Annotated in this window: 21 protein-coding genes; 11 read left to right on the top strand and 10 right to left on the bottom strand. The window is 44.7% G+C overall.

Annotated elements, in window-relative coordinates; all coding sequences use genetic code 11:
- Position 1: 1 nt before the first annotated feature.
- The 7 genes from WC407_RS02135 to WC407_RS02105 form a co-directional block, all read right to left on the bottom strand.
- Positions 2-2,581 (bottom strand): chemotaxis protein CheW, encoded by a 2,580-nt coding sequence (locus WC407_RS02135; protein WP_373020732.1) that lies wholly within the window; start codon positions 2,579-2,581, stop codon positions 2-4.
- 175 nt (positions 2,582-2,756) lie between these two features.
- Positions 2,757-4,193: a YdiU family protein gene (locus tag WC407_RS02130; RefSeq protein ID WP_373020730.1), complete on the bottom strand. Its 1,437-nt coding sequence runs from the start codon at positions 4,191-4,193 to the stop codon at positions 2,757-2,759.
- 61 nt (positions 4,194-4,254) lie between these two features.
- Positions 4,255-6,063: a hypothetical protein gene (locus WC407_RS02125; protein WP_373020728.1), complete on the bottom strand. Its 1,809-nt coding sequence runs from the start codon at positions 6,061-6,063 to the stop codon at positions 4,255-4,257.
- A 5-nt stretch (positions 6,064-6,068) separates the two neighbouring features.
- Entirely contained in the window at positions 6,069-7,778 is a 1,710-nt protein-coding gene (locus WC407_RS02120) for an efflux RND transporter permease subunit (RefSeq protein WP_373020726.1), read from the bottom strand.
- Positions 7,778-9,367: an efflux RND transporter permease subunit gene (locus tag WC407_RS02115; protein WP_373020721.1), complete on the bottom strand. Its 1,590-nt coding sequence runs from the start codon at positions 9,365-9,367 to the stop codon at positions 7,778-7,780. The genes WC407_RS02120 and WC407_RS02115 overlap by 1 nt, the downstream gene beginning before the upstream one ends.
- Before the next feature lie 9 nt (positions 9,368-9,376).
- Positions 9,377-10,162 (bottom strand): efflux RND transporter periplasmic adaptor subunit, encoded by a 786-nt coding sequence (locus WC407_RS02110; RefSeq protein WP_373020719.1) that lies wholly within the window; start codon positions 10,160-10,162, stop codon positions 9,377-9,379.
- Positions 10,162-11,544 carry a TolC family protein gene (locus tag WC407_RS02105; protein WP_373020717.1) on the bottom strand — a complete coding sequence of 461 codons (1,383 nt, stop codon included), beginning with the start codon at positions 11,542-11,544 and terminating at the stop codon, positions 10,162-10,164. Before WC407_RS02105 ends, WC407_RS02110 begins: the two co-directional genes overlap by 1 nt.
- A gap of 208 nt (positions 11,545-11,752) precedes the next feature.
- On the opposite strand from WC407_RS02105, the gene efp reads away from it, so the two are divergent.
- The 5 genes from efp to WC407_RS02080 all read left to right on the top strand — a co-directional run bounded on the left by efp (position 11,753) and on the right by WC407_RS02080 (position 14,442).
- The gene (gene efp / locus WC407_RS02100) at positions 11,753-12,319 is read left to right on the top strand and encodes an elongation factor P (protein ID WP_373020715.1); all 567 of its coding nucleotides are present in this window, start codon (positions 11,753-11,755) and stop codon (positions 12,317-12,319) included.
- 183 nt (positions 12,320-12,502) lie between these two features.
- Entirely contained in the window at positions 12,503-12,796 is a 294-nt protein-coding gene (locus tag WC407_RS02095; RefSeq protein WP_373020710.1) for a nucleotidyltransferase family protein, read from the top strand.
- Positions 12,789-13,130: a DUF86 domain-containing protein gene (locus WC407_RS02090; RefSeq protein WP_373020708.1), complete on the top strand. Its 342-nt coding sequence runs from the start codon at positions 12,789-12,791 to the stop codon at positions 13,128-13,130. The genes WC407_RS02095 and WC407_RS02090 overlap by 8 nt, the downstream gene beginning before the upstream one ends.
- A 12-nt stretch (positions 13,131-13,142) precedes the next feature.
- The gene (locus WC407_RS02085) at positions 13,143-13,709 is read left to right on the top strand and encodes a DJ-1 family glyoxalase III (RefSeq protein WP_373020706.1); all 567 of its coding nucleotides are present in this window, start codon (positions 13,143-13,145) and stop codon (positions 13,707-13,709) included.
- Positions 13,660-14,442, top strand: coding sequence for a DUF1566 domain-containing protein (locus tag WC407_RS02080; RefSeq protein ID WP_373020704.1), 783 nt, complete (start codon positions 13,660-13,662; stop codon positions 14,440-14,442). The genes WC407_RS02085 and WC407_RS02080 overlap by 50 nt, the downstream gene beginning before the upstream one ends.
- 3 nt (positions 14,443-14,445) lie before the next feature.
- Here WC407_RS02080 and WC407_RS02075 read toward each other — a convergent pair whose 3' ends face one another.
- The gene (locus tag WC407_RS02075) at positions 14,446-14,808 is read right to left on the bottom strand and encodes a sulfite exporter TauE/SafE family protein (RefSeq protein WP_373020702.1); all 363 of its coding nucleotides are present in this window, start codon (positions 14,806-14,808) and stop codon (positions 14,446-14,448) included.
- A gap of 252 nt (positions 14,809-15,060) precedes the next feature.
- On the opposite strand from WC407_RS02075, the gene WC407_RS02070 reads away from it, so the two are divergent.
- From WC407_RS02070 to WC407_RS02050, 5 genes are all read left to right on the top strand, one after another.
- Positions 15,061-16,383, top strand: a complete 1,323-nt coding sequence (locus WC407_RS02070; protein WP_373020700.1) for a DEAD/DEAH box helicase — start codon at positions 15,061-15,063, stop codon at positions 16,381-16,383.
- 72 nt (positions 16,384-16,455) lie between these two features.
- Entirely contained in the window at positions 16,456-17,721 is a 1,266-nt protein-coding gene (locus tag WC407_RS02065) for a malic enzyme-like NAD(P)-binding protein (RefSeq protein WP_373020697.1), read from the top strand.
- Positions 17,721-18,071: a DUF3147 family protein gene (locus WC407_RS02060; protein ID WP_373020692.1), complete on the top strand. Its 351-nt coding sequence runs from the start codon at positions 17,721-17,723 to the stop codon at positions 18,069-18,071. Before WC407_RS02065 ends, WC407_RS02060 begins: the two co-directional genes overlap by 1 nt.
- Positions 18,072-18,704, top strand: coding sequence for a DUF2238 domain-containing protein (locus WC407_RS02055; protein ID WP_373020690.1), 633 nt, complete (start codon positions 18,072-18,074; stop codon positions 18,702-18,704). It begins immediately after the preceding gene.
- Positions 18,688-19,134 (top strand): YaiI/YqxD family protein, encoded by a 447-nt coding sequence (locus tag WC407_RS02050; protein WP_373020688.1) that lies wholly within the window; start codon positions 18,688-18,690, stop codon positions 19,132-19,134. Before WC407_RS02055 ends, WC407_RS02050 begins: the two co-directional genes overlap by 17 nt.
- Before the next feature lie 3 nt (positions 19,135-19,137).
- On the opposite strand, the gene WC407_RS02045 is transcribed toward WC407_RS02050, so the two are convergent.
- Positions 19,138-19,428, bottom strand: coding sequence for a type II toxin-antitoxin system RelE/ParE family toxin (locus tag WC407_RS02045; RefSeq protein WP_373020686.1), 291 nt, complete (start codon positions 19,426-19,428; stop codon positions 19,138-19,140).
- Entirely contained in the window at positions 19,425-19,658 is a 234-nt protein-coding gene (locus WC407_RS02040; RefSeq protein WP_373020684.1) for an addiction module protein, read from the bottom strand. The genes WC407_RS02045 and WC407_RS02040 overlap by 4 nt, the downstream gene beginning before the upstream one ends.
- 109 nt (positions 19,659-19,767) lie before the next feature.
- On the opposite strand from WC407_RS02040, the gene dnaE reads away from it, so the two are divergent.
- The gene (gene dnaE / locus WC407_RS02035) at positions 19,768-23,304 is read left to right on the top strand and encodes a DNA polymerase III subunit alpha (RefSeq protein ID WP_373020679.1); all 3,537 of its coding nucleotides are present in this window, start codon (positions 19,768-19,770) and stop codon (positions 23,302-23,304) included.
- Positions 23,305-23,332 lie beyond the last annotated feature (28 nt).

Here is a 23,332-nt window from a genome sequence, read left to right as displayed (position 1 = left end):
TTCACGCCATCACTTTATGCAAGGGGCGTGAATAGGGCTGGATGAGCTGTCCATAGATTTTCGGAATATCAAGGATGGATATCATCTCATTTCCGAAATCTTCGGCGCGATCTGGGATAATTACCGCTTTGGTTAGTGAATTTTCATTTTTTAAGACATTGCTGTAATGACTGATGGATCGGATCGGAATTTCAGGGCTGCTGTAGATAGCATCCACTGCTAGTCCGAGATAAACCACCTGTTTTTCGATAACCGCTTTTACGAGAATGATAGTGTCACGCTCTTTGTCATATTTTTTCTCCATCCCAAGCAATTTAGCGAGAGATATAACACTTACCATCCGTTTGTCATAGCTTATGACGCCCAAATTGTATTCACTGGCATGTAATATCGAGGTGAGCTCTTGATGCGCAAGCGAACATACGACATTTTTCGATTCGATCGCAAAGAGGGAACCACCGACAAAAAAAGTTGATATTTCGGAGGTCTCTTCGGCTCCGTTTGCTTTAGGGTAGGTATAAATACGTTGCTCCGGTGCTTCGTTTTCAATCGCTTGAATTTCACCGATAGGGCGGTATAGAAGGGCGATAATATCGTTATCGTAACCGTCGCTTTGTTTGTACTCTCGATACCCATTGGAGCAGGTTGCACCGATAGCATAATAGACTCCGTTATAGGGGAGAATTTGCGCATCGCTTTGTCCGGGGGTGAGTTCCAATATCGATACCGGTAGTTGCATCATCTCACCTACTCTGATTTCGGAGCTGGTGCTAGAGATGACACGGCTGCTGCGATCAATAAAGAGGGCAAACATCCCCTCCGGAATTTGATGATTTTCATCTTTTGGGAGGGTATCGTGCAGCATCGCCTCAAACTGAGATTCGGCATCAAAAACAATTCCGATACCGCCGACATTCTCTTCCTCAAAATTCCGGATACAGGCATTGTAAATATAGGTTGAGCGGTTATTATAATAGGGACTCGGTTCGAAGGTGGATACGACGTAATCCTGCGTGGTTTTTAAATCCAGAGTCTCCAAAGCCCATGAATAGCCTACTTTTTTATCGATGATCGAATTCTCGGTCGGATTGGAAACCGCTAAAACCACCCCGTCTCGATCATAAATGAACATGGTGCTGTACACGGTATAAAGGTCGTTGATATAAGCCAATATGGAGCCCATTTTTTTCCGATTATCATCACTTATATTTCCCTGCGATAAACATTCACGAAAGGTTGTTGTCAATGCCCACCATCGGCAATCGTTTGCCCGCTCGTAGAGATTGCGATCCATAATGTCGATCGCGAGAGACGATTGGAATTTTAAATCTTCAAGATACTGAACGAGCATTGCCGTGTTGAGATTGGCAACGGTGTGGTCAAAAACCCGTTTCGTCTCTTCCCCGGTTTTCGATATTTCGGAGAGAAGGGCTTTGGTAAAGGGGCTTTCGTGGCCGGAGGTATTGGCTATTTGGACATTACCGTTCCAGACCGTGATATCGAGTTCGCTTTGGATTTTTTTGGCTTTCTCCAAGATGTCTTGCAGCTCTTGCGGATAATAGGCTTTGGTATCCGACACCGAATCAAACAGATCGTTTTTTAGAAACGATGGACGGGTAGAGGAACGAAACGCCAAGTGAAGGGGTACCATAGCATGTCCAATCCATCCTGAACCGTTGTATCCTTGATATCCGGTTGTTTTCACCGCTTTATAGAGGTATTCGAAACCGGCATAATAGGTTTGGTGATCGTCATTGTTGCGAGGGGTCAGATGCGATCCGACCGGAACGTGGTGCACCGATGATGAGGCAATAACGTCACCGTTAGGGCTGAGAAGTTCGAGAGCGATATAAGGATTATCTCGGGTAAGTTTGTGAAAAATGCTTTTCAGTTCATTATCAAAGCGAAAAATTAGGCACAGTACCCCAAGCGGTTCTTCATTATCTGGGTTGCAGACACGGTAAGAATAGATAAGTGAGGATTTGTTGTGGGTAAGATCACTTGAACGATACGTTTCAACATATCCTTGATACGTTCGTAATGATTCTTGGAGCAGAGGATCTTTTGAAAAGGTGATCGGATTGGTATGATCGAGTTGTACCAGCACCTTACCTTTTGTATCAAGAAGAATAATATTTTCATAGACACTGTATTTGGAAACGTATTCGGCAAACCGTTCCGTAAGAGCCTCTTTTTTCTTGATTTTAATGCCGCGTAACTCATCGGAAACGGAGAGATCGGCTGAGTGTACAAAGAGGAGGTAATCGCGGATATCATCATCGGTAGCGAGGAATCCAATATCGGCAGTGCGTTCGAAAAGGTTTCGAATCAGAATATCTACCGCTGTTTGGGCTTTGGATTCAAGTTCATTGAGACTTTTGTTGAAGGTTGCCTCAATAAGACGTTTAAGCGGCTCATCCAGTAAGTCTTCGAAGGCTTTACGTGTTTCACTGGTATCCATCCCAATATTGGACATGGAACCAAGGAGGGTGAGCAGATCCCATTTTCCGGAGAGGGTATTCATGTTTTTTTCAAAATTTTGAACATCGGACATATAGCTGATAAGGTGATTGCGTTGCATAAGTGCTCCTGCATAATAATAATTTAGGTTGAATGGCAGTGACAGTATAAAGAGGTATTGAAAAAAATAATCGGGAAAATTGATCAAAAAATAATCACTTTTTTGTGGATTACTTTTTGATCACAATTTATATGATGAAGAAATAAGCTTTCGGAAATGTAGTCAAAGCCGCTCGTTAGGAGGAGCAACTCAGTTTTAGATTCGTGTGGTGAAGCGGGGTAACTCCGGCATAACGCTCAAACTCGTTATGCTCATCATAGGGGTTGTGTGCCAATGTAAGCAGATCATTCACTAGAATAAAGTCATTTTTTTCTGCCGCATCTATCGCTTCTTGGAGAATATAGTTTTTTAATATATATTTGGGATTGGTACGGAGCATTTTTTCATGGCGCAGCTCGGTTGATGATGTATTGAGGAGGAGTCTCTCATCGTATTGATTGAGCCATTCGTTTAACTGGTTTGGCGCAAGGGTGAGTGCAAGCAGTTGCTCTCGATTTCCGTTATAGCGGCTGAGGGTACGGAAAAATGGAGTCATATCGATACGACCGTTTTCCATGAGCGTAAATAAGGAGCGCAGTAGATCGCTGTCCTTTTCACACGGTGCATCAAGACCGAGTTTAGCACGTAAAAGTTCCATGAGATAGGTTGTGAAATAATCGCCGTATTTGTTCAGTTCAGATTCGAGTTTCTCTGCAGGGATGAGAGGGGAGAGGGCATGGGCGAGGCGTTCTAAATTCCAGTAGCCGATCCGGGGTTGGTTGTCGTAGCTGTATCGTCCTTGGGCATCGGTATGATTACAGATGTAACCGCTCTCAAACGTATCCATAAAGGCAAAGGGGCCGTAATCGATGGTGATACCTATTGCAGACATATTATCGGTGTTCATCACTCCGTGGTTAAAGCCGACCGACTGCCATAGCGCTATCAATTGCGCAGTACGTTTTACGATTTCACCGAACATTTTCAGATAAGCCTCTTCAACTCCGACAAACTCAGGGAAGGATTCTTGGAGTAGAAAATCAGCTAAATGTTCGAGTTCTTGGTGTTTATGGGCATGGAAAAAGTACTCAAAACTCCCAAATCGTATCCATGACGGAGCCAAACGTAATACAATGGCTCCCTTTTCCCATTTTTCACGTGCTACTTTTTCATCGGAACCGATAATCGCTAATGCCCGACTGGTCGGAATACCCAGTCCATGCATCGCTTCACTCATCAGATATTCGCGAATGGAGGAGCGTAATACGGCACGGCCGTCCCCTTGGCGGGAGTAGAGCGTCTGTCCGGAACCTTTTAGCTGTAAATTCCATCTATTTACACCCCCTAAATTGATAGCTCGTCCATCCCCGAGGCGCGGAACGTAATATCCGAATTGATGGCCGGCATAGCACATTGCATACGGTTGTGAACCGTTGAGGAGGCGTGTGCCGTTTAGAAGAGCGATTAACTCTTCGTCAGAGATTTGGGCGGGATCTAAACCGATCAGCTCTGCCGCCTCGACATTGAAACTTATGAGTTTAGGGTTTTGCAAAGGGGCAGGGGCAACTTTATGGTAAAAAATCGGATCAAGAGAGAGATACGGAGCGGTTAGGGTAAGTTCTTGTATTTTCATAAGAGAGTTTTACCTCAAAAAGTTAAAACGCTCTGCCGATAAATAAAGAAGTTAATTTTTTTTAGGATTCCACTATAAGCCGTTTTTCGTCCCCCTCACGGCGTAGTCGGACATGCGTAGCTTTGCCTTTTGGGGAGATGGCATACTCTTGATGCGTTTTAGGGTCAATAAACACGATTCGATCATGGCCGCTGTAATTGCCGTGATGGGTGACTACTGCATGCAAATCCGCGTCATAGAACTTTTCGAGTTCTGTGCGTAAGGTATCTATATGGGCCTCTTTCTCACGCAATTCTTCGGCCGTTTGTTTCAGGGTTTCGGCTTCTGCTCTATATTGTTGAATACGTGCAACATCGGCTTTCATAGGTGTCGTTCCATTTTTTTGAGCGTCGATAATACGTTGTTGGAACTGCTTTATACGGGAACTTTTTTCTTTAAATGAAATTTGACGCGCTATGAACTCTTTGCTTTCTTCTTGGAGGTGGGAATTTTTTGTTCGAATATCCGTTTCCAGTGCAGCTATTTGTTCATGATAGGCATTAATAGAATGCGGATTGATAATCAAATTATTTCCTTCTCCTTTGATGTTGTCAATGGTGATGGATTCAAGTGCCGTAATGCGGGCATTGGAATAGAGTGTTTCAATATGGACAATACGTGCAATGATCTCTCCCCCCGCCATCTCTTTAATACGGACGATATCGGCTTCAATTTTCCCCGCTTCCAGAATATTGATATTGGCCTCTTTTGCTTTTAGATTTCCGCGATGAAGATGGATATTGGCGATTTCAGTGACATTGATTTGCGATTTTTTATGGGTTTGCGACCCGATAGTGAGTTCGCATGCCTGAATTTTGGCGTTGTCTCCTACTGTACCGCTGATATCCAGTTTCTGGACATCGATATTGACCCCCATTCCCACGGCATCTTGGCTGGAAATATTTTGTTTGATAGTGAGTGCAATATCTTTATCCATTCCTGCTTCGATGGAACCGGTTTTTTTGAAACTGGCGGATTCGATTTTTAATTCTTGTGCGATAGAAAAAATCTCTTTTTGGCGCTGTATAAATCCTGAAACACTGGCATAAAATCGGATGCTTTCTTCATTCTGCTCACTTCTGATCGTGGCATCATCGATCACAATAAATCCGGAGTATTTGACGATAGGTTCAGGTACTGCAATGTGTTGACCGTTACAACTTCTGCCATCACGTCCGTGTTTTGGAAAAACATATTCTAAGAGCAGATCCCCGGGGTGAACCCCTTCAATAAGATTCTTTTCTTTTTTGAGTTGTTTGTAATGGAGCAATACCGCATCATTGAGAGGGGCGACTGAAGGGAAGCATTCAGCAATAGGCAAGCGATAAGGGGCAGTTAATGGCCCCTCTTTTTGAATTTTGAGTAAAAGACGGTTGATCTCTTGGTCAAGATTATCTTCTCCTATCCCTATGAATAATTTATGGAGAAGTTTTTTGCGTGTAATTGCCTCTTTGATCCATTCTTGTACCCCTTTTTTAAGAGGAATGGTGGAGGAAGGATCAAGGATAGCGACCGCTTTACTTTTAGTTTTATCGGTAGCGATAGAGAAACGCAAATCGAGATAGGGGTGAGGCTTTGGAGATCGGATACGGATCTGATACTCCTGGCGAAGTTGAAAGTGCTCGGAACGGATTTCAATTTCAGTTGTTTGTGTCAGTAAGTCGTTACCTTCGAGTAACTGCCACTCTTCATCTACCGTCCCTTTGAAATAGGTTTCATAGGAGAGGAGATCAAAATCAACTCTGTCTGCTGATATTCCGCGACTATTAGCAGCATTGAGTAAGTCTTCCGGTATATCGGTAGAACTTTTGACGATGGGGGTAAACTTCATATATTCTAAGGCTCCATTATAGAGACCGCTTTGCGTTCGTGGAAGTTAAAATGTCGTTCCAAATCAGAATTATCGATGAGAACCGGCACCACCACGAGTGAAGCGATTACTGCTGCAATTGTACCAAAAATAAGTGAGACGCCAAGTCCTCCGAAAACAGCATCGCTTGCAAGGAGGGTAGATGCAAGGATAATCGCTGCCGCTGTTAGGAAAATAGGTTTAGCACGGGTAGCGGTCGCATAAGCAATCGCCTCTTTTTTATGCATCCCTTTATCGAGCATGAGCGATTTGGTAAAATCGATCAGGAGCAGTGAATTACGTGAACTGATCCCGATCAGGGCAATAAATCCGATCAAAGAGGTCGCCGTTAGAAAGAAGGTATCGGCCGTAAAAATGTTCATAATGAAATGGCCGAAAATAACCCCGATAATGGAAAGAAAGCTTCCGAGCAATACAATTCCGCTGATGACAAAACTTTTATAATAGACGACCATCAGTAAGAATATGAGTACGAGTGCGGCGATAAATGCACCCCCTAAATCGACAAAAGTATCGAGGGTAACTTTCATCTCGCCATCCCATTTCAATTCATATATCTGCTTGGTTGTTTTATTCATAAGTTCAAGATTGAAAAGCCCTGTTTTGGTGATTTCATATTCGTCACTAAACGTATCCAAAATAGTATTACGTGCCGCCATCAACGGATAGACTTGGGAAACCATATCGGTTTCGGCTAAAACATTGGTCATCTCATGGAGATCTTTAGACATGATCATCGGATTGGATTTGACCGGTACGATATCAACCACTTCGGTAACCGGGACCATCATCCCCATCTGATTCATGAGTTTAAGCCCTGCAAATTTCATTTCGATGGAACGTTTGTCACGAGAGGCAAATTTTTTCCCTTCAGGTGAGAGGGTGAGATAGATAGGAATCTGCTCGGTCGCTTTTTGCGAGTTCTTGACAGCAACATCCATCCCCTCAAAAGCGAGATACAAAATATCGTTAACCTGCTTGATATCCAGACCCGATTTGGTGATTTTATCGCTGTTGACCCGTATTTCAAATTTATCATAGATTTCATCTTGCATGATATCAATATCAACAAGTCCATCGGTTTTTTTAAAAACATTGCGTACCCGTTCACTCAGATGGCGAATACCTGAGGCATCATTGCCGTAGACTTCCGCAACGACGGCTGCCATAGTCGGAGGTCCAGCAGGCGGTTCGATAAATTTAATATTGGTTTGAGGATAGAGGGCTTCGCACTTGTGCTGAATAATGGGTCGTAGACGCTGAACCATCATATACGAAGGCTCATCACGATGGTGCTTTTTGGTCAGATTGAGGACGATTTCAGCAACATTTTCACTGTTTTTGAAATGGCTTCCTTTGATCAGTCCGGCGAAATCAAGGGGTGAACCGCTCCCTAAAAAGACTTCGGTATCAAGTACTTCTTTTTCATTTTGAATGATATTGACGGTACATTCGCTAACCTCTTTGGTCTGTTCGATGGAACTGCCGTTTGGGAGATCGATATAGATGCTGTAGGTATCGTTATTTTTGCCCGGAAGCATTTTGGCTAAAACCAATTTAGTCGGGATAAGGGCAACGGCAATAATAAATGCGGCGAGCGTAGCCCATAGGATCATTTTTTTCTTGGAGGGGGTATTTAAAACACCCAATAAATAATTTTCAAATTTTTTGTACATTAGTGAGCTTCTCCGTGGTGGTCGGGTTTTTTAAGGAGTCGTACCGCCAGATACGGGGTGAAAATATAGGCGACAAACAGGGATGCGACCAGAGCGACGGGGACATTTGCCGGAATCGGTTTCATAAACTGTCCCATCATTTGTCCTACAAATGCCATCGGTACCATGGTAAGGATGATCGCCAGTGTCGCAATATTGGTCGGTGCTCCGATCTCATCGGTCGCTTCGATCATCAGCTGATCAACATCTTTATCAGCTGCACCCGGAGCATGAAAATGGCGATGGATATTTTCGATAACGATGATTGCAGCATCCACCAGTAGCCCTAGACTGAGCAAGAAAGCAAAGAGGGTTATACGATTGACCGTTTGACCTGTCATATAGGCAATAAAGAGGGTGATCGCCAAGATCGCCGGTACGGTAAAGGTGACGATTAACGACTCTCTCCATCCCAATACAAAGATGAGGAGAATAGCGATGATAACAATCGAGAGAACCAGGTGAAATACGAGTTCGTTGACCGCTTCATTCGCACGTTCGCCGTCGTTACGGGTGATAACGTAGTTAATCCCTTGTGCCTTCATCTGCTCTTTGTATTTTTCAAGTTCTTCTTTGACCGCTTCGGCAATGATAACGGCATTGGTCCCTTGGAGTTTTGAAACGGTTAGGGTTATCTGATCTTTAAGGGGAGAGAACTTTCCATCCTCTTTTTTGATACTGACAAGCGCCGATTTAAAATTTTGGATATCTTGACCGGCTGTTACGGTTGCGATATCACGCAGATAGATGGCAGACCCGCCGTACTGTGCCACAATAATATTGCCGACATCTTCGACACTTTCGATGGCATTACGCACGCCGATCATGACGATCTCATTGTTTTGCGTTTTTCCTTTAATTTCAGGAACATTATAGGAGAGTGATTGCACCGCTTGGACGATTTGGCCTAAAGAGAGATTGTATCCGGATAGGCGGTTCATATCAACTAAAACATTGTATTGATGTTTTTTCGCCCCCTTGATATCGGTAACGGCGACGTTAGGAAGACCGTTGATATGATGCTGGATCTCTTTTACCCGATCATATAAGAGGGTAGGGTCAATTTTAGGATCATTGGAGTAAAACGCTACTGATACGACAGGGATATCGACATCAATATCGAGCGGCTTGATAATCGGCTGCATCGCCCCTTTAGGGAGAATACTGATATTTTGCATGATCTTATCGTAGATTTTGAGGTTGGAATCCTCTTTGGCTTCTCCGATATAGAAAGCGGCATTGATGACGGCAACGTTATCCATCGCCATGCCGTAGATGTGTTCGATCCCCTTGATCTCTTTAAGCTTACGCTCTAGGGGTTTGATAATGACGTTTTGAACTTCATTGGCAGTTGCACCGGGGAGGGCAATAATAACGGTTGAACCGCTGACCACCATTTGAGGATTCTCTTCGCGAGGCATCATTATTAATGCCATATATCCCAAGAGGAGCAAAAATATCCCCAGTATCGGGGTGAGGGGATTGCGTAAAAAAGATTTTGCCAGTTTTCCGGCAGAATCTTTGGGTTCATAGGAGTGCGGTGTGTGCATCAAACTCTCCTATTCGATATCAACGGTAGCGTACATCCCCGGATAAACGGTTTGCCCAGCTTTGAACGATACTTTGATTTTAAACGAATGCGTTACAGGATTGGAACTTGGAACCACGGCACTGACCCGTCCGATTCCGACAAATCCGACCGATGGGATAGAAACTTTTACTTGTTTCCCTACCGGGACAAGTTTGAGATTGTTTTCAGCCACTTCGACATCAATTTTCAAATCGCTTAAATCTGCTAATACGATGGCAGGCATTCCGGGCATTGCCATCTCACCTACTTTGATATTTTTGGCAACAACAACGCCGCTGTTGGGTGCACTGACGCGTAGGTAGTTATATTGGTTATTAACCTCTTTTAGACGCGCTTTGGCTTGTCCGACTTGGCGTTCTGCGATACTGATCATATTTTGGAGATTTTTTCGGGAGAGCTCGAGATTCTCGACTTCATATTTAGAGACCATGTCTTGTTGCAACAGACGTTTATTGCGATCCAAATTGAGTTCCAGATTGACGTATTGATTTTGGTACATTTGCAAAGAGAGTTCCGCTTGGGCAATCCCCATTTCGACTTGTGTTTTGGCCGAATCAATCTCACGAGAGTCGATGGTGTAGAGGATGTCCCCTTTGCGGACGCGTGAGCCTTCTGAAACATTAACGGAGGTGACAAATCCCATGTTGCGGCTGGTAATCATTTTTTGGTTATCACTGATAACACTTCCTGAGAGGCTGAGTCCTGCTGCGCTTAAAGTGGCGCCGAGGGCGAGAGTCGTAATCCATAGTTTCATTATTTGGCTCCGTTACTAAGTTTTTCAAGAGCGAAAATCCGCTCGTTGCGTTGATTTTTGACCGATTGGAGGTTAAGAACTTTTTCAATCTGTCCCGATTGTTTAATGATAACATCGCTCATCGATGCGAGGTGCTCATGATAGCGCCCCTCATAGTTTTTGTAAATCGCTTCGGCAAGTTCCAGCTCTTTTTCGAGGCTTTTAACCTGAGAATCGAGGCTCTCTATTTCGGTACGAATTTTATCGTATTGCAGGGCGATCCCTTTTTTAGCCAGTTCGACTTGGGTTGCCGTTTTAAGTTTTTCGATGCGCGCTTTTTCCAGAGCGCCGTTATCTACACCGCCGTTAAAGAGATTCCAGCTGAGTTTTGCTCCGATCGTATAGCCTTTGTGCTCATTGAAATTGCCTAAAAACGTATCATTTGCGCTGCTTGCCTCCGCAAATGCACCGATTTGCGGTAAGAATGGGGCATAAGCGAGATCGACCATTTTACCTCGAATTTTCAACCCTTCCGCTGCTTTTTGCAAATCAATGTTGTTTGCCAGTACATCCGATTCATTTGGAATGGAAGAAGCTCGATCATTGGAGGGCAGTTCGATCTCTTGTACCTCTTGATTAAGGAGAAAGCTGAGGTAGTGGTAAAGGAGCTTTTTATTGGCTTCCATCTCGGTCAGGGTTCGTTCGACATTGGCTTTTTTGGATTCTACTTCGAGTAAATCGACTTTTTTGGCATACCCCTCTTGGATCATCACTTCGGTCGTATGTTCTAAGGTTGCAATATTGGAGCGAATGATCGTTATCTGATCGATGGAGTGTTGAAGCAAAGCCATATCGTAATAACTTTTACGCGTTTCATAAATCTTTTCGGTTTTGATTTGATCGGCATCGAGTTTTTTGATTTTTTCCATTTTTTCAGAAATTTCGCCGTAACTGCTCAATTTTCCCCCCGTATAGAGCGGAAGCATATAGGTGAGTTTACTTTGAAAAAAGTTTTGGTAGCCGGGATAGTTAAGGTCTTTAGGTTGGGTGGCTAGGAGTTGTTGCTGACCTGTAGGGGTTCCAATACTTCCAATTTGAGATAAAAACTCATTAAATCCAAAATCTCCAAAATTAGCCTGTCGGGAACTGAGTTTAAATCCGAACACATTGCCGGCATCATTGGAGCGGACAGCGTTTTCGGTAAAATCGAGTGACCCGTAGTTATACCCATGGGCAATGGTGACATCACTGTGGGCACTTTGAAGATCCAGAGCAGCCGCTTTGATTTCTAGATTTTGATTTTCGAGTAATTCAAGTGCTTGCGGAAGTGACAAGCCTGCGGCAAAGAGGTGACAAGAGCCTAGAATTAAAGAGGCACTTAGTACACGCGAAATTGTTGTCATGCGTACAATCCTTGTGATATATTTGTGATCTTAATCAATCGTATAAGTATTATTATACACATTTGGGAGTTTAAAGAATATAAAAACATAATAATAGCACGTTAGATTACGGCATTGAAATACCATATGTTACACAGGGTTTGAATTTCAATGCTGTTTCGGGTAAAATTCGCCCACTATATAAATAACAATGTCCTAAGGAATCAGCATGGCAACAATCGGTATGGGTGATATTAAAAAAGGGGTTCGCCTTGAGATTACGGGTGTACCGTACAAAGTCGTTGAGTTTCAACACGTTAAACCGGGTAAAGGTGCGGCGTTTGTTCGTTGTAAAGTAAAAAGCTTTTTGAACGGTAAAGTGATCGAAAAAACGATCCATGCCGGAGATAAATTTGAAGTACCGAATTTGGTACATACCACAATGCAGTTTTTGTATGATGACGGCGAAATGCTTCAATTTATGGATAACGAAAGCTATGAGCAACTCGGTCTTACGTACGATCAATGTGAAGATGCAATGAAATGGATCAAAGACGGTACCAATGTTCAAATGATCTTCCACAACGGCAATGCAATCAGTGTTGAAGCACCGGAAATCATGGAATTAAAAATCGTTGAAACTCCGCCAAACTTTAAAGGCGATACCTCAAGTGCCTCTAAAAAACCGGCAACTCTCGAAACGGGAGCGGTAGTACAAGTTCCGTATCACGTGTTAGAAGGTGATATGATTAAAGTGAACACCGTTGATGGCGAATATCTCGAAAAAGTAAAGTAATTCACCCTCCCTTTTTCCCGTTCGCCTTGAGCCAGTCGAAGGATTTCTTCTTCGTCATTCCCGACTTGATCGGGCATTGTGCCCTTTGCGGGTAAATTCAGCCACAAAATCTCAAATAAATCCACATTTTCTTAATTCAGTGTACAATAACACTATATAAATTCACAAAAGCCGAATGACGAGATGACAAAAAACGAAATTCTTCAAACGCTCAAAGCACTTAAACCAAAATATCAAAAAGATGGGCTTATTCTCATAGGATTGTTCGGCAGTTTTTCACGCGGTGAAGAACAAAGCGAGAGTGATATTGACATCGTTTATGAAATCGAAAAAGATAAAAAGTTTTCGATGTTCAAATATCTCAAATACCTCGGTGATCTCGAAAAATCACTTAACCATAAAGTCGATTTAGTCAGAGCGGAAACGATTAAAGCTGATTTGAAACCATACATTCTCAAAGATTTGATTTATGTCTAGGGATTGGAAGTTATATCTTAGAGACATTATTACCGAATGTCAGAACATACGAAAATTTACAGCCAATGTTACTTTTGAAGAGTTTACCGAGAATACCGAAAAAGTATATGCAACGGCCAAAGCGTTCGAAAATATTGGAGAAGCTGTAAAACAAATACCAAAAGAGATTCAGGAAGAATTCAATACGGTTCCGTGGAGTGAAATCGCGAAAATGAGGGATGTTTTAACGCACCATTATTTCGGTTTGGATGATAAAGTGCTTTGGGATACGTTGGAAGATGATTTCGTTCAATTTGAAGTTACATTAGAAAAAATAGGCGAAAAATATTTGTAAAAGGAGTCTGCCATGCCAAAAGTTTTAGTCCCTATTGCTACCGGGTTTGAAGAGATTGAAGCGATTGCTATTATCGATGTACTGCGTCGCGCTGGGATCGAGGTCATTATGGGTTCGCTGGATGAGAATGATCTCGTTAAAGGTGCCCACGGCATTGTCCTCCAAACGGATCACCCGATCAAAGGGCTTAACGCTGATGAACTCGATATGATCGTCCTCCCCGGAGGGTGGGGCGGTACGAAAGCTCTCTCCTCTGATAGGGCGGTACAAGCTCTGCTCAAAGCGATGGATGCGCAAGACAAAAACATTGGTGCCATCTGCGCCGCTCCCTACGCATTGCACGCCGCCGGAGTTCTCAAAGAGGGATACACCTGCTATCCCGGTATCGAAGATGAGATTGATATGGCGGGGTTTGCAGGGGATAAAGATGCGGTCGTTCAAAGCGGCAATATTATGACCTCGCGCGGTCCCGGCACAGCAATCTGTTTTGCTCTTGCTATCGTTAAAAAGCTTGTAGGACAGGCGGTGTATGAGAAGCTTCGTACAGAGCTTTTGGCTAATAACTGTGCGGCTCTGTAATTTCTTCTTCCTTTCTCTTGTCTCTTCTCTCGCATGGGGAGATGTTCATCTCTCTTCCAGCGAGTCGTATTCTCAGGAACAAGCTCATGATTATTGTCGTGATCGGGGAGTCAACTGGCGTCAAATGACGATTAGCGAGATCTATGCTCTACCCAAAAATACTCCCTTCAAAGAGGGATTCAGTTATTGGTCTTCGAGTAAAACCGGTTCCGATACTACCGAAATCGGTACCGGCAGTGAAGGGGATGGTGGTATTATCGCGATGGTGGGATTCAGCTTTTTCCCGAAAGAGCGTAATATCACTCTCTCTCCAGGCTGGAAAAAGATCGCGGCAGCGTGCACAAATGAGCCGGAGATTAAACGGATTCGAAATTATCGTTTGACACCGGAGGGGACAATTGATCCTTTTTCGAACCTTATATGGCATCCTCTCGATGCAAACGATAAACGGATGAAATACACCTACGATGATGCTAAAGAGATGTGTGAAAATCTGACTCTCTACGGGCGCTCATGGCGCCTGCCTACCACTGAAGAGCTGTACGGTATTATCGATTATGATTTCACCCGACCGAGTGTGGATATGAAGTTTTTCGGGGTGATGATGCAGCGGTATTACTGGACGGATGATTCCTTGAATGAAAAAGAGGCGTATGTTGTTGGGTTTAAGCTCGGTTCTATCGCCACCGCTCCTAAAAAAGAGTCGGCGTATGCACGGTGCGTGAGTGAATAAAATCTACTTGGACTCTAATATCATATAGCTTCCCATGAGGATTAAAAATGCACCAAAGATGATTTTTAGCGTGTGTGCATCGATGTGATTAACGCTGCGCGCCCCAATCCACCCTCCGATAATTGCCATAAAGGCAATAATCAGTGCCGCCCGAAAATCTACATTTCCGGTGTGGTAATATTCTAAAACTGCCGCAATACCGATTGGCGGTAATAAAACGGCTAGACTTGTACCAATGGCCATTTTCTGAGAAAATCCGGCCAGATACATAAGTGCAGGTACAATGAGGACACCTCCCCCAATACCGAAAATTCCGGCTAGGACACCCGATGATAAACCTATGGCTATCAAGGTAAACCAATGCATACTCATCTCCTTTTTTTAGCTTGTTAATCAAAAACACGGATTGCTACAAAGTAGAGCAATTGTAACTGCTTTAACATAATATTCACGTCTTTTGTGCTTCATAAAATTGCCATAGCTTAAAGAGACAATAATTCCGCTATAATGTCGTTAATTAAAACGGAAAATCCGTAAGCTGTCTAATCTCTGCACATTTTCTAATCCTCTTTGTTTGCGCTATTCGTCTGCTTGAACCACCCAAAGGAACCATCCATCATGTTATTTACCGAACTCAACCTCTCAGCACCGATTTTAAAAGCGGTTAGCGAAGAGGGCTACACCACTCCTACACCTGTACAGGCACAAGCGATCCCGTTTATCCTAGACGGTCGTGATATGCTCGCCGGTGCCCAAACGGGTACGGGAAAAACGGCAGGATTCACCCTTCCGATGCTCGAAATACTCTCTCGTAATCATCACACCAAAGGGCCGCGCCACGTTCGTGTACTCATCCTTACTCCGACACGTGAGTTAGCCGCTCAAGTCGGCGAGAGTGTCAAAACGTACGGTAAATATCTTCCGTTTAAAAGTACGGTCATATTCGGCGGTGTCGGCATACAGCCGCAAATTACGACGTTGCGCAACGGGGTAGATATCCTGATCGCCACTCCGGGACGTCTTCTTGATCACGTTTCTCAGGGGACGGTTGATTTGCGTCATGTCGAGATGCTCATACTGGATGAAGCCGACCGTATGCTTGATATGGGGTTTGTAAAAGATATTCGTCGTGTGATTGCGATTTTGCCTCAAAAACGTCAAAATCTCCTATTTTCGGCAACTTACTCGGACGAGATCAAAAAACTGTGCGAATCTATTTTACGCAATCCTGCCGTCGTAGAGGTCGCTCGACGTAATACCTCCAGTGAACTTGTGACTCAACGGGTTATTCTCGTGGATTGCGCTCGAAAAAGTGCTTTGTTCGGTCATTTGGTCAAGGAAAATAAATGGGAGCAGGTTCTTGTCTTTACCCGCACCAAACATCAAGCGAACAAGCTTTCTGAATATCTTCAAAAGATTGGGATTGCTTCCGCCGCGATCCATGGTAACAAAAGTCAAGCAGCCCGTACCAAAGCATTGAGTGATTTCAAAGAAGGTAAAGTCAAAATTCTTGTAGCGACCGATATCGCGGCGCGCGGTTTGGATATCGATCAGCTCCCTCACGTTGTCAATCTCGAACTTCCGAATATCGCCGAAGACTACGTTCACCGTATCGGACGTACCGGGCGTGCAGGTAATGAGGGGGAAGCAATCTCTCTTGTGTGTGTGGATGAGTACGATTACCTTAAAGGGATCGAAAAATTGATCAACCGTAAATTGGATCGCGATATTGTTGCAGGTTTTGAACCTGATCCCGATATCCCGGCAATGCCGATCGTCCAAGGACGCGGAGGCGGAGGCGGTCGCGGTAATTCACAACGTCCTCAAGGGGCTAAACCTCAAGGCGCAAAACCCCAAGGTTCACGCAGAGAGCCACAAAAACGCGATGGCAGCAGCCACAGAAGCGAAGGTCGCAGCAACGACAGCCGACGCGGAAGATAACTTCAGCCACTAAATAGGTACCTCAGAGGCTCCGTGGTGTATAATCGCGGATATTTTTTAACCGAGGTACTTATGAGCCACGATTCATCCCTCAATCAGCAGGCATTGCTTTATCATGAGCAGCCACATCCCGGCAAAATTGCCACCCTCATTACGAAGCCTTTTTCCACTCAAAACGATTTAAGTCTGGCCTATTCTCCCGGTGTAGCCGCTCCATGTCTGGAGATCCAGAAAAATCCTGACGATGCCTATCGTTATACTTCGAAAGGAAATCTGATCGGGGTAATCTCCAACGGAACGGCAGTCCTTGGACTGGGAAATTTGGGGGCATTAGCTTCCAAACCTGTCATGGAGGGGAAAGCGATCCTCTTTAAAAAATTCAGTGATTTGGATGCGTACGATATTGAAGTGGATGAGACCGATATAGAGCGTTTTTGCGATACGGTTGCGGCGATTGCTCCGACGTTTGGGGGGATTAATCTTGAAGATATTAAAGCTCCCGAATGTTTTGAGATCGAGCGTCGGCTTGTGGAGCGACTCGATATCCCGGTTATGCATGACGATCAGCACGGTACAGCGGTAATTTCGTTGGCAGGGATCATGAACGGTTGTTTAGTAACCGGACGCACTTTGGAAGATATTAAAGTCGTAATCATCGGTGCAGGGGCAGCCGCGATCAGCTGCGGACGGATTTACCGTTTCATGGGAGTTCACGAGATTTATATGTCCGATTCAAAAGGGCTGATCCAAGCAGGACGAAATGATCTCAATGCACAAAAACTTGAATTTGTTGCCCCTGAGGGGATGAGCCAACGTGAAGCGTTTGAGAATGCTGACGTTGTCGTAGGGCTTTCGGCACCGGGAAGTTTTTCTCTGCAAGATATAGCTTGTATGTCATCAAATCCGATCATTTTTACCCTCGCCAATCCTGTTCCTGAACTTTTTCCCGAAGAGGTAAGAGCTGCTCGCCCCGATGCGATTATCGCGACCGGACGGAGCGATTATCCCAATCAGGTAAACAATGTTTTAGGGTTTCCGTTTATTTTTCGCGGAGCGATGGATGTACGCTCTTGTACGATTAATATGGAGATGAAAGTGGCTGCTTCGCAGGCACTGGCCGCCTTAGCACGTGCTGAGATACCGGAGTATTTGAATGAAATTTACAAAACCCGATTGAGTTTTGGCAAAGAGTACATTATCCCTAAACCGTTTGACAAACGGCTTATCGTTGAAGTATCGGCCAGTGTAGCGGAAGCAGCGGTGAAAAGCGGTGTAGCACGTGTCGAGGCGTTTGATGTGGACGTCTACAAACAACAACTCTCCGAAAGGTTAAAATAATGGGTTGGCTTATCGCAAAATATTTGGTGACGGCAGGTTTGATTATACTGATTTCCGAGGCGGCGAAGCGGAGCGAAAAACTGGGAGCCTTGATCACCGCTTTGCCGTTGGTAACGTTTAGTGTTTTGATCTGGATGTACATGGAAAAACAGCCGATGGATAAAATCGGCAATTATGTTGGATATGTTTTTTGGTATGCATTACCGACTATGCCGATGTTTCTCCTTTTTCCGATGATCTTGGGAAAAATCGGATTTTGGCCGACACTTGGGGTTTCAGCGCTTATAACGATCGTCTGTTTCGGGATAGAGGTTATGATTTTAAAACGCTATGGCATCGAGTTATTATAGATGCGTGATGGGTATCCAAAAGTATTGATAGTTGGGGCTGTTTCGCTTATTGTTTTATTGATCTATTCGGGGCTTCATTCCTATGATTTGCTGACATGGTTTATGGAAACCCTCCCTATAATGATCGCTTTGCCGATATTAGCTGCTACTTATCGCTCGTTTCCTTTGACATCACTCCTCTATCTGGTCATTTTTATCCATGCGATTGTTTTGATTTTCGGAGGAATGTATACCTATGCACGTGTCCCACTCGGATTTGAGATTGCACAGTGGCTTGATCTTTCTCGAAACCCTTACGATAAGATTGGTCATTTTATGCAGGGGTTTGCTCCGGCACTTATAACGCGTGAAATTTTAATTCGAGGGAATTATATAAATGGCCGTCGAATGCTGAACTTTATCGTCATTTGTATTGTTTTGGCGATTAGTGCATCGTATGAGCTGATCGAGTGGGGAGCGGCACTCTGGATGGGGCAGGGGGCTGATGAGTTTTTAGGGACGCAGGGGGATATTTGGGATACACAGTCCGATATGTTCTTCGCCTTGATCGGTTCTACTGTTGCTATCATTTTTTTCACAAAACTGCATGACAAATGGATTAAAAAGGTTGTTGATAATGAAAATTCTCGTTGATGCCGATGCGTTTCCCAATGCACTGAAAGAAATTCTGCTCCGTGCGGTATTGAAACGTCAAATAACGACGATATTTATCGCCAACAAGCAAATCGGGATTCCGAATGTTCACCATGTCTCGATGGAAGTGGTGGCACAAGGTCCGGATGAAGCCGATCACCGTATTGCCGAGTTGTGCGAGGCGGAGGATTTTGTTATTACGGCTGATATCCCTTTGGCGGATCGAATCGTCACGATCGGGGCTGTCGCACTTGACCCTCGCGGGACGATTTATGATGAAAATAACATCAAACATCTCCTCGCCATGCGAAATCTGATGGAAGAGTTGCGCAATAATGGAGAGATCACGGGAGGCCCTTCCGCAATCGGAGAAAAAACGGTAAGGGCGTTTGCGGACGGGTTGAATAAATTGCTCTCGAAAAGAGTGTAAGTATTACGACCGATTTTTCCAATAAAACGGTTTTTGATTTTGGTGCATGAGTGCAATGATGATAATTTCATTATTGATGTGTTGATAAATGACACCGAAAGGGAAGCGGTTCGTTAAACATCGTCGTGTTTTGGCTGTCATCGGTTGCCAAGCGTGGGGAAAGTCGATAATGCGGTGGATGGTAGCGTAAACCTCTTGGGCAAATTCCAAACCTAAACGGTTTTGGCACTCCTCATAATAATCAATTGCATGGTTAAACTCGATTTCCGCATCGGGATGAAATCGAAAATTCATTGTTCAAAACGGGCTTTTATTTTTCGAAAAACGTCGTTTCCGTCGATGAGGTTCACAGCACCTTTTTCGATGGATGCGACACGAGAATTGATTTCTTCTTTCCACAACGTTTCTATATCGTGATGTGGTGGATTGAGACTACTTAGTAATTTTTCAATGAGTTTTGTTTTGAGATCAATAGGCATTGAATCAACTTCGGATAATAGCTGATGAGTATTAAGCGCGACCATGTTGAACCTCATTGTGTAGATGGTGTCATTATAGCATTTGAAATGGTTAAATCAGATATTAATTGCTCCTAGACTATAATCTTTTTACATTTTTTCAAGGCATTTTTTTATGAGCATTCCTCCTTTTACCCATTTGCATCTCCATACCGAATATTCCCTGCTTGATGGCGCAAACAAGATTTCAGCCCTTGCCGCTCGCGTCAAAGAGTTGGGGATGACGTCGGTGGCGATGAGCGATCACGGCAACATGTTCGGTGCGATCGATTTTTATCAGCAAATGCGCGGAGCGGGGCTTAAGCCGATCATCGGAATGGAAGCGTATATTCATAACGGGGAAGAACTGGGGGATAAAACGATCAAACAGCGTTTTCACGTCTGTTTGTTTGCCAAAAACGAAGCGGGTTATAAAAATCTGATGTATCTCTCTTCTCAAGCCTATATCAACGGTTTTTACTACTTTCCACGGATTAATAAACAGCTCCTTCGTGAGAATTGCGAGGGGATTATTTGTACTTCGGCGTGTCTGCAAGGGGAAATCAACTGGCATCTCAATACCAACAGCGAACGTAATGTCCGAAACGGGGCATTGGGGTATGATGAGGCAAAACGGATTGCGTTGGAGTACAAAGAGATCTTTGGAGATGATTTTTACATGGAGATCATGCGGCACGGGATCAGCGACCAGCTCTTTATCGATGAGCAGGTGGTAAAAATCTCTCAAGAGTGCGGGATCAAGCTGATCGCGACCAACGATACCCATTACACGTACGCGGGTGATGCACAGTACCACGAAGCGTTTATGTGTATCGGGATGAATAAACTCTATGATGATCCGAAGCGTATGCGCCACTCGGTGCATGAGTTTTACATCAAATCCCCCGAGCAGATGGCACGATTGTTTGCCGACATCCCCGAAGCCCTTTATAACACCCAAGAGATCGTCGATAAGTGTCAATTAGAGCTCAAACTCGGAAATCCGACACCACCAAACTTTAAATTTACCACCGAATACGCCCTTGAAGAGGGGCTCACGATCGAAGAGGACTCCGAGTACTTTATCCACCGTTGCCGTATCGGTCTGGAAATGCGGCTTGAACACGTTCCGAGTGAGCGTCATCAAGAGTATCGAGATCGTTTAGAGTTTGAGATGCAGGTGATCAACCAGATGAAGTTTCCCGGCTATATGCTGATCGTTTGGGATTTCGTTCGCGAGGCGAAACGGATGGGGATCGCCGTAGGACCGGGTCGTGGTTCGGCGGCAGGGAGTCTTGTGGCCTACTCGTTGGAGATTACCGATATCGACCCGATGAAATACGATCTGCTGTTTGAGCGTTTTCTCAATCCGGAGCGGGTATCGATGCCCGATATCGATATGGACTTTATGCAGGCACGTCGCGGTGAGATTATTGACTACGTCGTCCGTAAATACGGGCGTGAGCAGGTAGCGCAGATCATTACGTTCGGTTCGCTCCTCGCCAAAGGGGTCATCCGTGACGTTGCTCGGGTTTTGGAGATGCCGCTCGCACAAGCGGACATGATGGCGAAACTGATCCCTGATGAGCTGGGGATCACCCTCAACGGTAAAACCAAAAGCGGAGAGTTTAAACCCGGAGCGTTCCAAAAAGAGCCGAAAATTCAAGAACTCATCGAAAATGATGAGCAAGCAGCACGGGTGTGGGAATTCTCTAAAAAACTCGAAGGGCTCAAACGCAATGCGGGGATGCACGCGGCAGGAGTTGTAATCTCCAATGAGCCTTTGTGGAAGAAAACCCCGATCTACAAACCCTCGGGCGAGGAGACGTTTGTAACCCAGTATTCGCTCAACTACCTCGAAGATATCGACCTGATCAAATTCGACTTCTTGGGACTTAAAACCCTCGACGTTATCGATAATGCGATCAAACTGATCAAAAAGCGTTATGACGTAGAGGTAAATTGGCATAAAATCGATGAAAATGACCCCAAAGTGTACGATATTATCCAAAGCGGTGATACGATCGGGATGTTCCAGATAGAGAGCTCGGGGATGCAGGATTTGAATCGTCGATTGAAGCCCAGCGTATTTGAGGACTTGATTGCGGTACTCGCCCTCTATCGTCCGGGGCCGATGGAATCAGGGATGCTCGATGACTTTATTGAACGTAAACACGGACGTCAAGCGATTACCTATGTTTTCCCTGCACTGGAGCCGATCTTAAAACCCACCTACGGAGTTATCGTTTATCAAGAGCAGGTTATGCAGATCGTACAAACCATCGGGGGATTCAGCCTCGGCGGGGCGGATATCGTTCGTCGTGCGATGGGGAAAAAGAAACTCGAAGAGATGCAAAAATACAACCGTGAGTTCAGTGAAGGGGCGCAGAACCAAGGGTTGGATTATCAAAAAGCTTCGGAACTCTTTGACCTGATCGAAAAATTCGCCGGATACGGGTTCAACAAATCCCACTCGGCAGCGTACGCGATGGTCACATTCCAGACGGCGTGGCTCAAAACCTACTACCCGCAAGAGTTTATGGCGGCACTCCTCACCTCGGAAAAAGACAACACCGACAAAGTCGTTAAATACATCGACGAAGCCAAACGGATGAAAATCTTCCTCGGCGCTCCCGACATCAACCACTCCCAGCTCGAATTTTCCGCGATCAACAAAGACGGACAGGATCAAATCCTCTTTGGTCTTGGGGCGATAAAAGGGGTCGGGGAAGCGGCAGTTGAGTCGATCCTCGAAGCACGCTCTGAGGGTGAGTTCACAGATATTCAGGATTTCATCAACCGTATCGAACCCCAAAAAGTGAACAAGCGGGTGATCGAGTGCATCATCAAGGCCGGAGGATTGGACGGTTTCGGCTATTCGCGCCGCGCGCTGATCGAGCAGGTCGAAATCATGGTTGAGACGGCAAAAAAAGGCTCATCCCTGAAAAAAGATGCTCAATTCAGCCTTTTCGGAGATGACGATGAAGTGATGACCGTCGAACTCAGTCTCAAAAATTACGACGAATACGAGCTAAAAGCTCTCCTCGATTTCGAGAAAGATACCCTCGGATTCTACGTCTCCGGCCATCCGCTCGATAACTTCCGTGACCAGATCGACGCGATCAACTATACCCTCTCCTCCGAAGTGGAGAACATTGCTGATGGTTCTACCGCTATTTTCATCGGAAAAGTCGAAGAGATCACGAAAAAGATGTCGAAAAAAGGGTCACAGTTCGGGCTGGTGAGTCTGATGGACTTCCACGGCAATATCGAAGTGATGCTCTTCAGCGACAAGATCGAACAGCTTGAAAAAATGGATCTGGACGAGCCGATTGCATTCAAGGTAAAAGTCACTCACACCGAGATGTTCACCCGCATCAGCGTGACCAAAATCATGACCCTCGCCGAAGCAAAAAAAGAGGCAAAAAAGGTAGAGACTAAGATCGTCGAAAATCTTCCGCCGCAGGAGCCGTTGCAATTGCGCATTCGCCTGAGCGATAATCTCGAATCACTCGAAAAACTCTATACCCTCGTCCGCCGTCATCCGGGACGACGAGAGATCAAACTCACCATCGTCTCGAAACTGTGTGATGTCGTGATTGATTCGGCGATACGGGTCGATAACAAGGTGATTGAAGAGTTAAGTGCGTTGGAAGATGTGGTTGTGATATGATATTACCATTACATTCATTTTAAATTCA

The sequence above is a fragment of the Sulfuricurvum sp. genome, from assembly GCF_041651515.1.
Lineage (GTDB): Bacteria > Campylobacterota > Campylobacteria > Campylobacterales > Sulfurimonadaceae > Sulfuricurvum.
This window is presented reverse-complemented; position numbering and strand designations above follow the sequence as displayed.

Coding starts and splice junctions, on each gene's coding strand:
- WC407_RS02080 (WP_373020704.1), top strand. CDS start 13,660: ATGAGAAGCTTCGTACAGAGCTTTTGGCTAATAACTGTGCGGCTCTGT.
- WC407_RS02090 (WP_373020708.1), top strand. CDS start 12,789: ATGTCTAGGGATTGGAAGTTATATCTTAGAGACATTATTACCGAATGT.
- WC407_RS02055 (WP_373020690.1), top strand. CDS start 18,072: ATGCGTGATGGGTATCCAAAAGTATTGATAGTTGGGGCTGTTTCGCTT.
- dnaE (WP_373020679.1), top strand. CDS start 19,768: ATGAGCATTCCTCCTTTTACCCATTTGCATCTCCATACCGAATATTCC.
- WC407_RS02115 (WP_373020721.1), bottom strand. CDS start 9,367: ATGCACACACCGCACTCCTATGAACCCAAAGATTCTGCCGGAAAACTG.
- efp (WP_373020715.1), top strand. CDS start 11,753: ATGGCAACAATCGGTATGGGTGATATTAAAAAAGGGGTTCGCCTTGAG.
- WC407_RS02125 (WP_373020728.1), bottom strand. CDS start 6,063: ATGAAGTTTACCCCCATCGTCAAAAGTTCTACCGATATACCGGAAGAC.
- WC407_RS02040 (WP_373020684.1), bottom strand. CDS start 19,658: ATGGTCGCGCTTAATACTCATCAGCTATTATCCGAAGTTGATTCAATG.
- WC407_RS02085 (WP_373020706.1), top strand. CDS start 13,143: ATGCCAAAAGTTTTAGTCCCTATTGCTACCGGGTTTGAAGAGATTGAA.
- WC407_RS02060 (WP_373020692.1), top strand. CDS start 17,721: ATGGGTTGGCTTATCGCAAAATATTTGGTGACGGCAGGTTTGATTATA.
- WC407_RS02075 (WP_373020702.1), bottom strand. CDS start 14,808: ATGCATTGGTTTACCTTGATAGCCATAGGTTTATCATCGGGTGTCCTA.
- WC407_RS02065 (WP_373020697.1), top strand. CDS start 16,456: ATGAGCCACGATTCATCCCTCAATCAGCAGGCATTGCTTTATCATGAG.
- WC407_RS02135 (WP_373020732.1), bottom strand. CDS start 2,581: ATGCAACGCAATCACCTTATCAGCTATATGTCCGATGTTCAAAATTTT.
- WC407_RS02070 (WP_373020700.1), top strand. CDS start 15,061: ATGTTATTTACCGAACTCAACCTCTCAGCACCGATTTTAAAAGCGGTT.
- WC407_RS02105 (WP_373020717.1), bottom strand. CDS start 11,544: ATGACAACAATTTCGCGTGTACTAAGTGCCTCTTTAATTCTAGGCTCT.
- WC407_RS02095 (WP_373020710.1), top strand. CDS start 12,503: ATGACAAAAAACGAAATTCTTCAAACGCTCAAAGCACTTAAACCAAAA.
- WC407_RS02130 (WP_373020730.1), bottom strand. CDS start 4,193: ATGAAAATACAAGAACTTACCCTAACCGCTCCGTATCTCTCTCTTGAT.
- WC407_RS02110 (WP_373020719.1), bottom strand. CDS start 10,162: ATGAAACTATGGATTACGACTCTCGCCCTCGGCGCCACTTTAAGCGCA.
- WC407_RS02050 (WP_373020688.1), top strand. CDS start 18,688: ATGAAAATTCTCGTTGATGCCGATGCGTTTCCCAATGCACTGAAAGAA.
- WC407_RS02045 (WP_373020686.1), bottom strand. CDS start 19,428: ATGAATTTTCGATTTCATCCCGATGCGGAAATCGAGTTTAACCATGCA.
- WC407_RS02120 (WP_373020726.1), bottom strand. CDS start 7,778: ATGTACAAAAAATTTGAAAATTATTTATTGGGTGTTTTAAATACCCCC.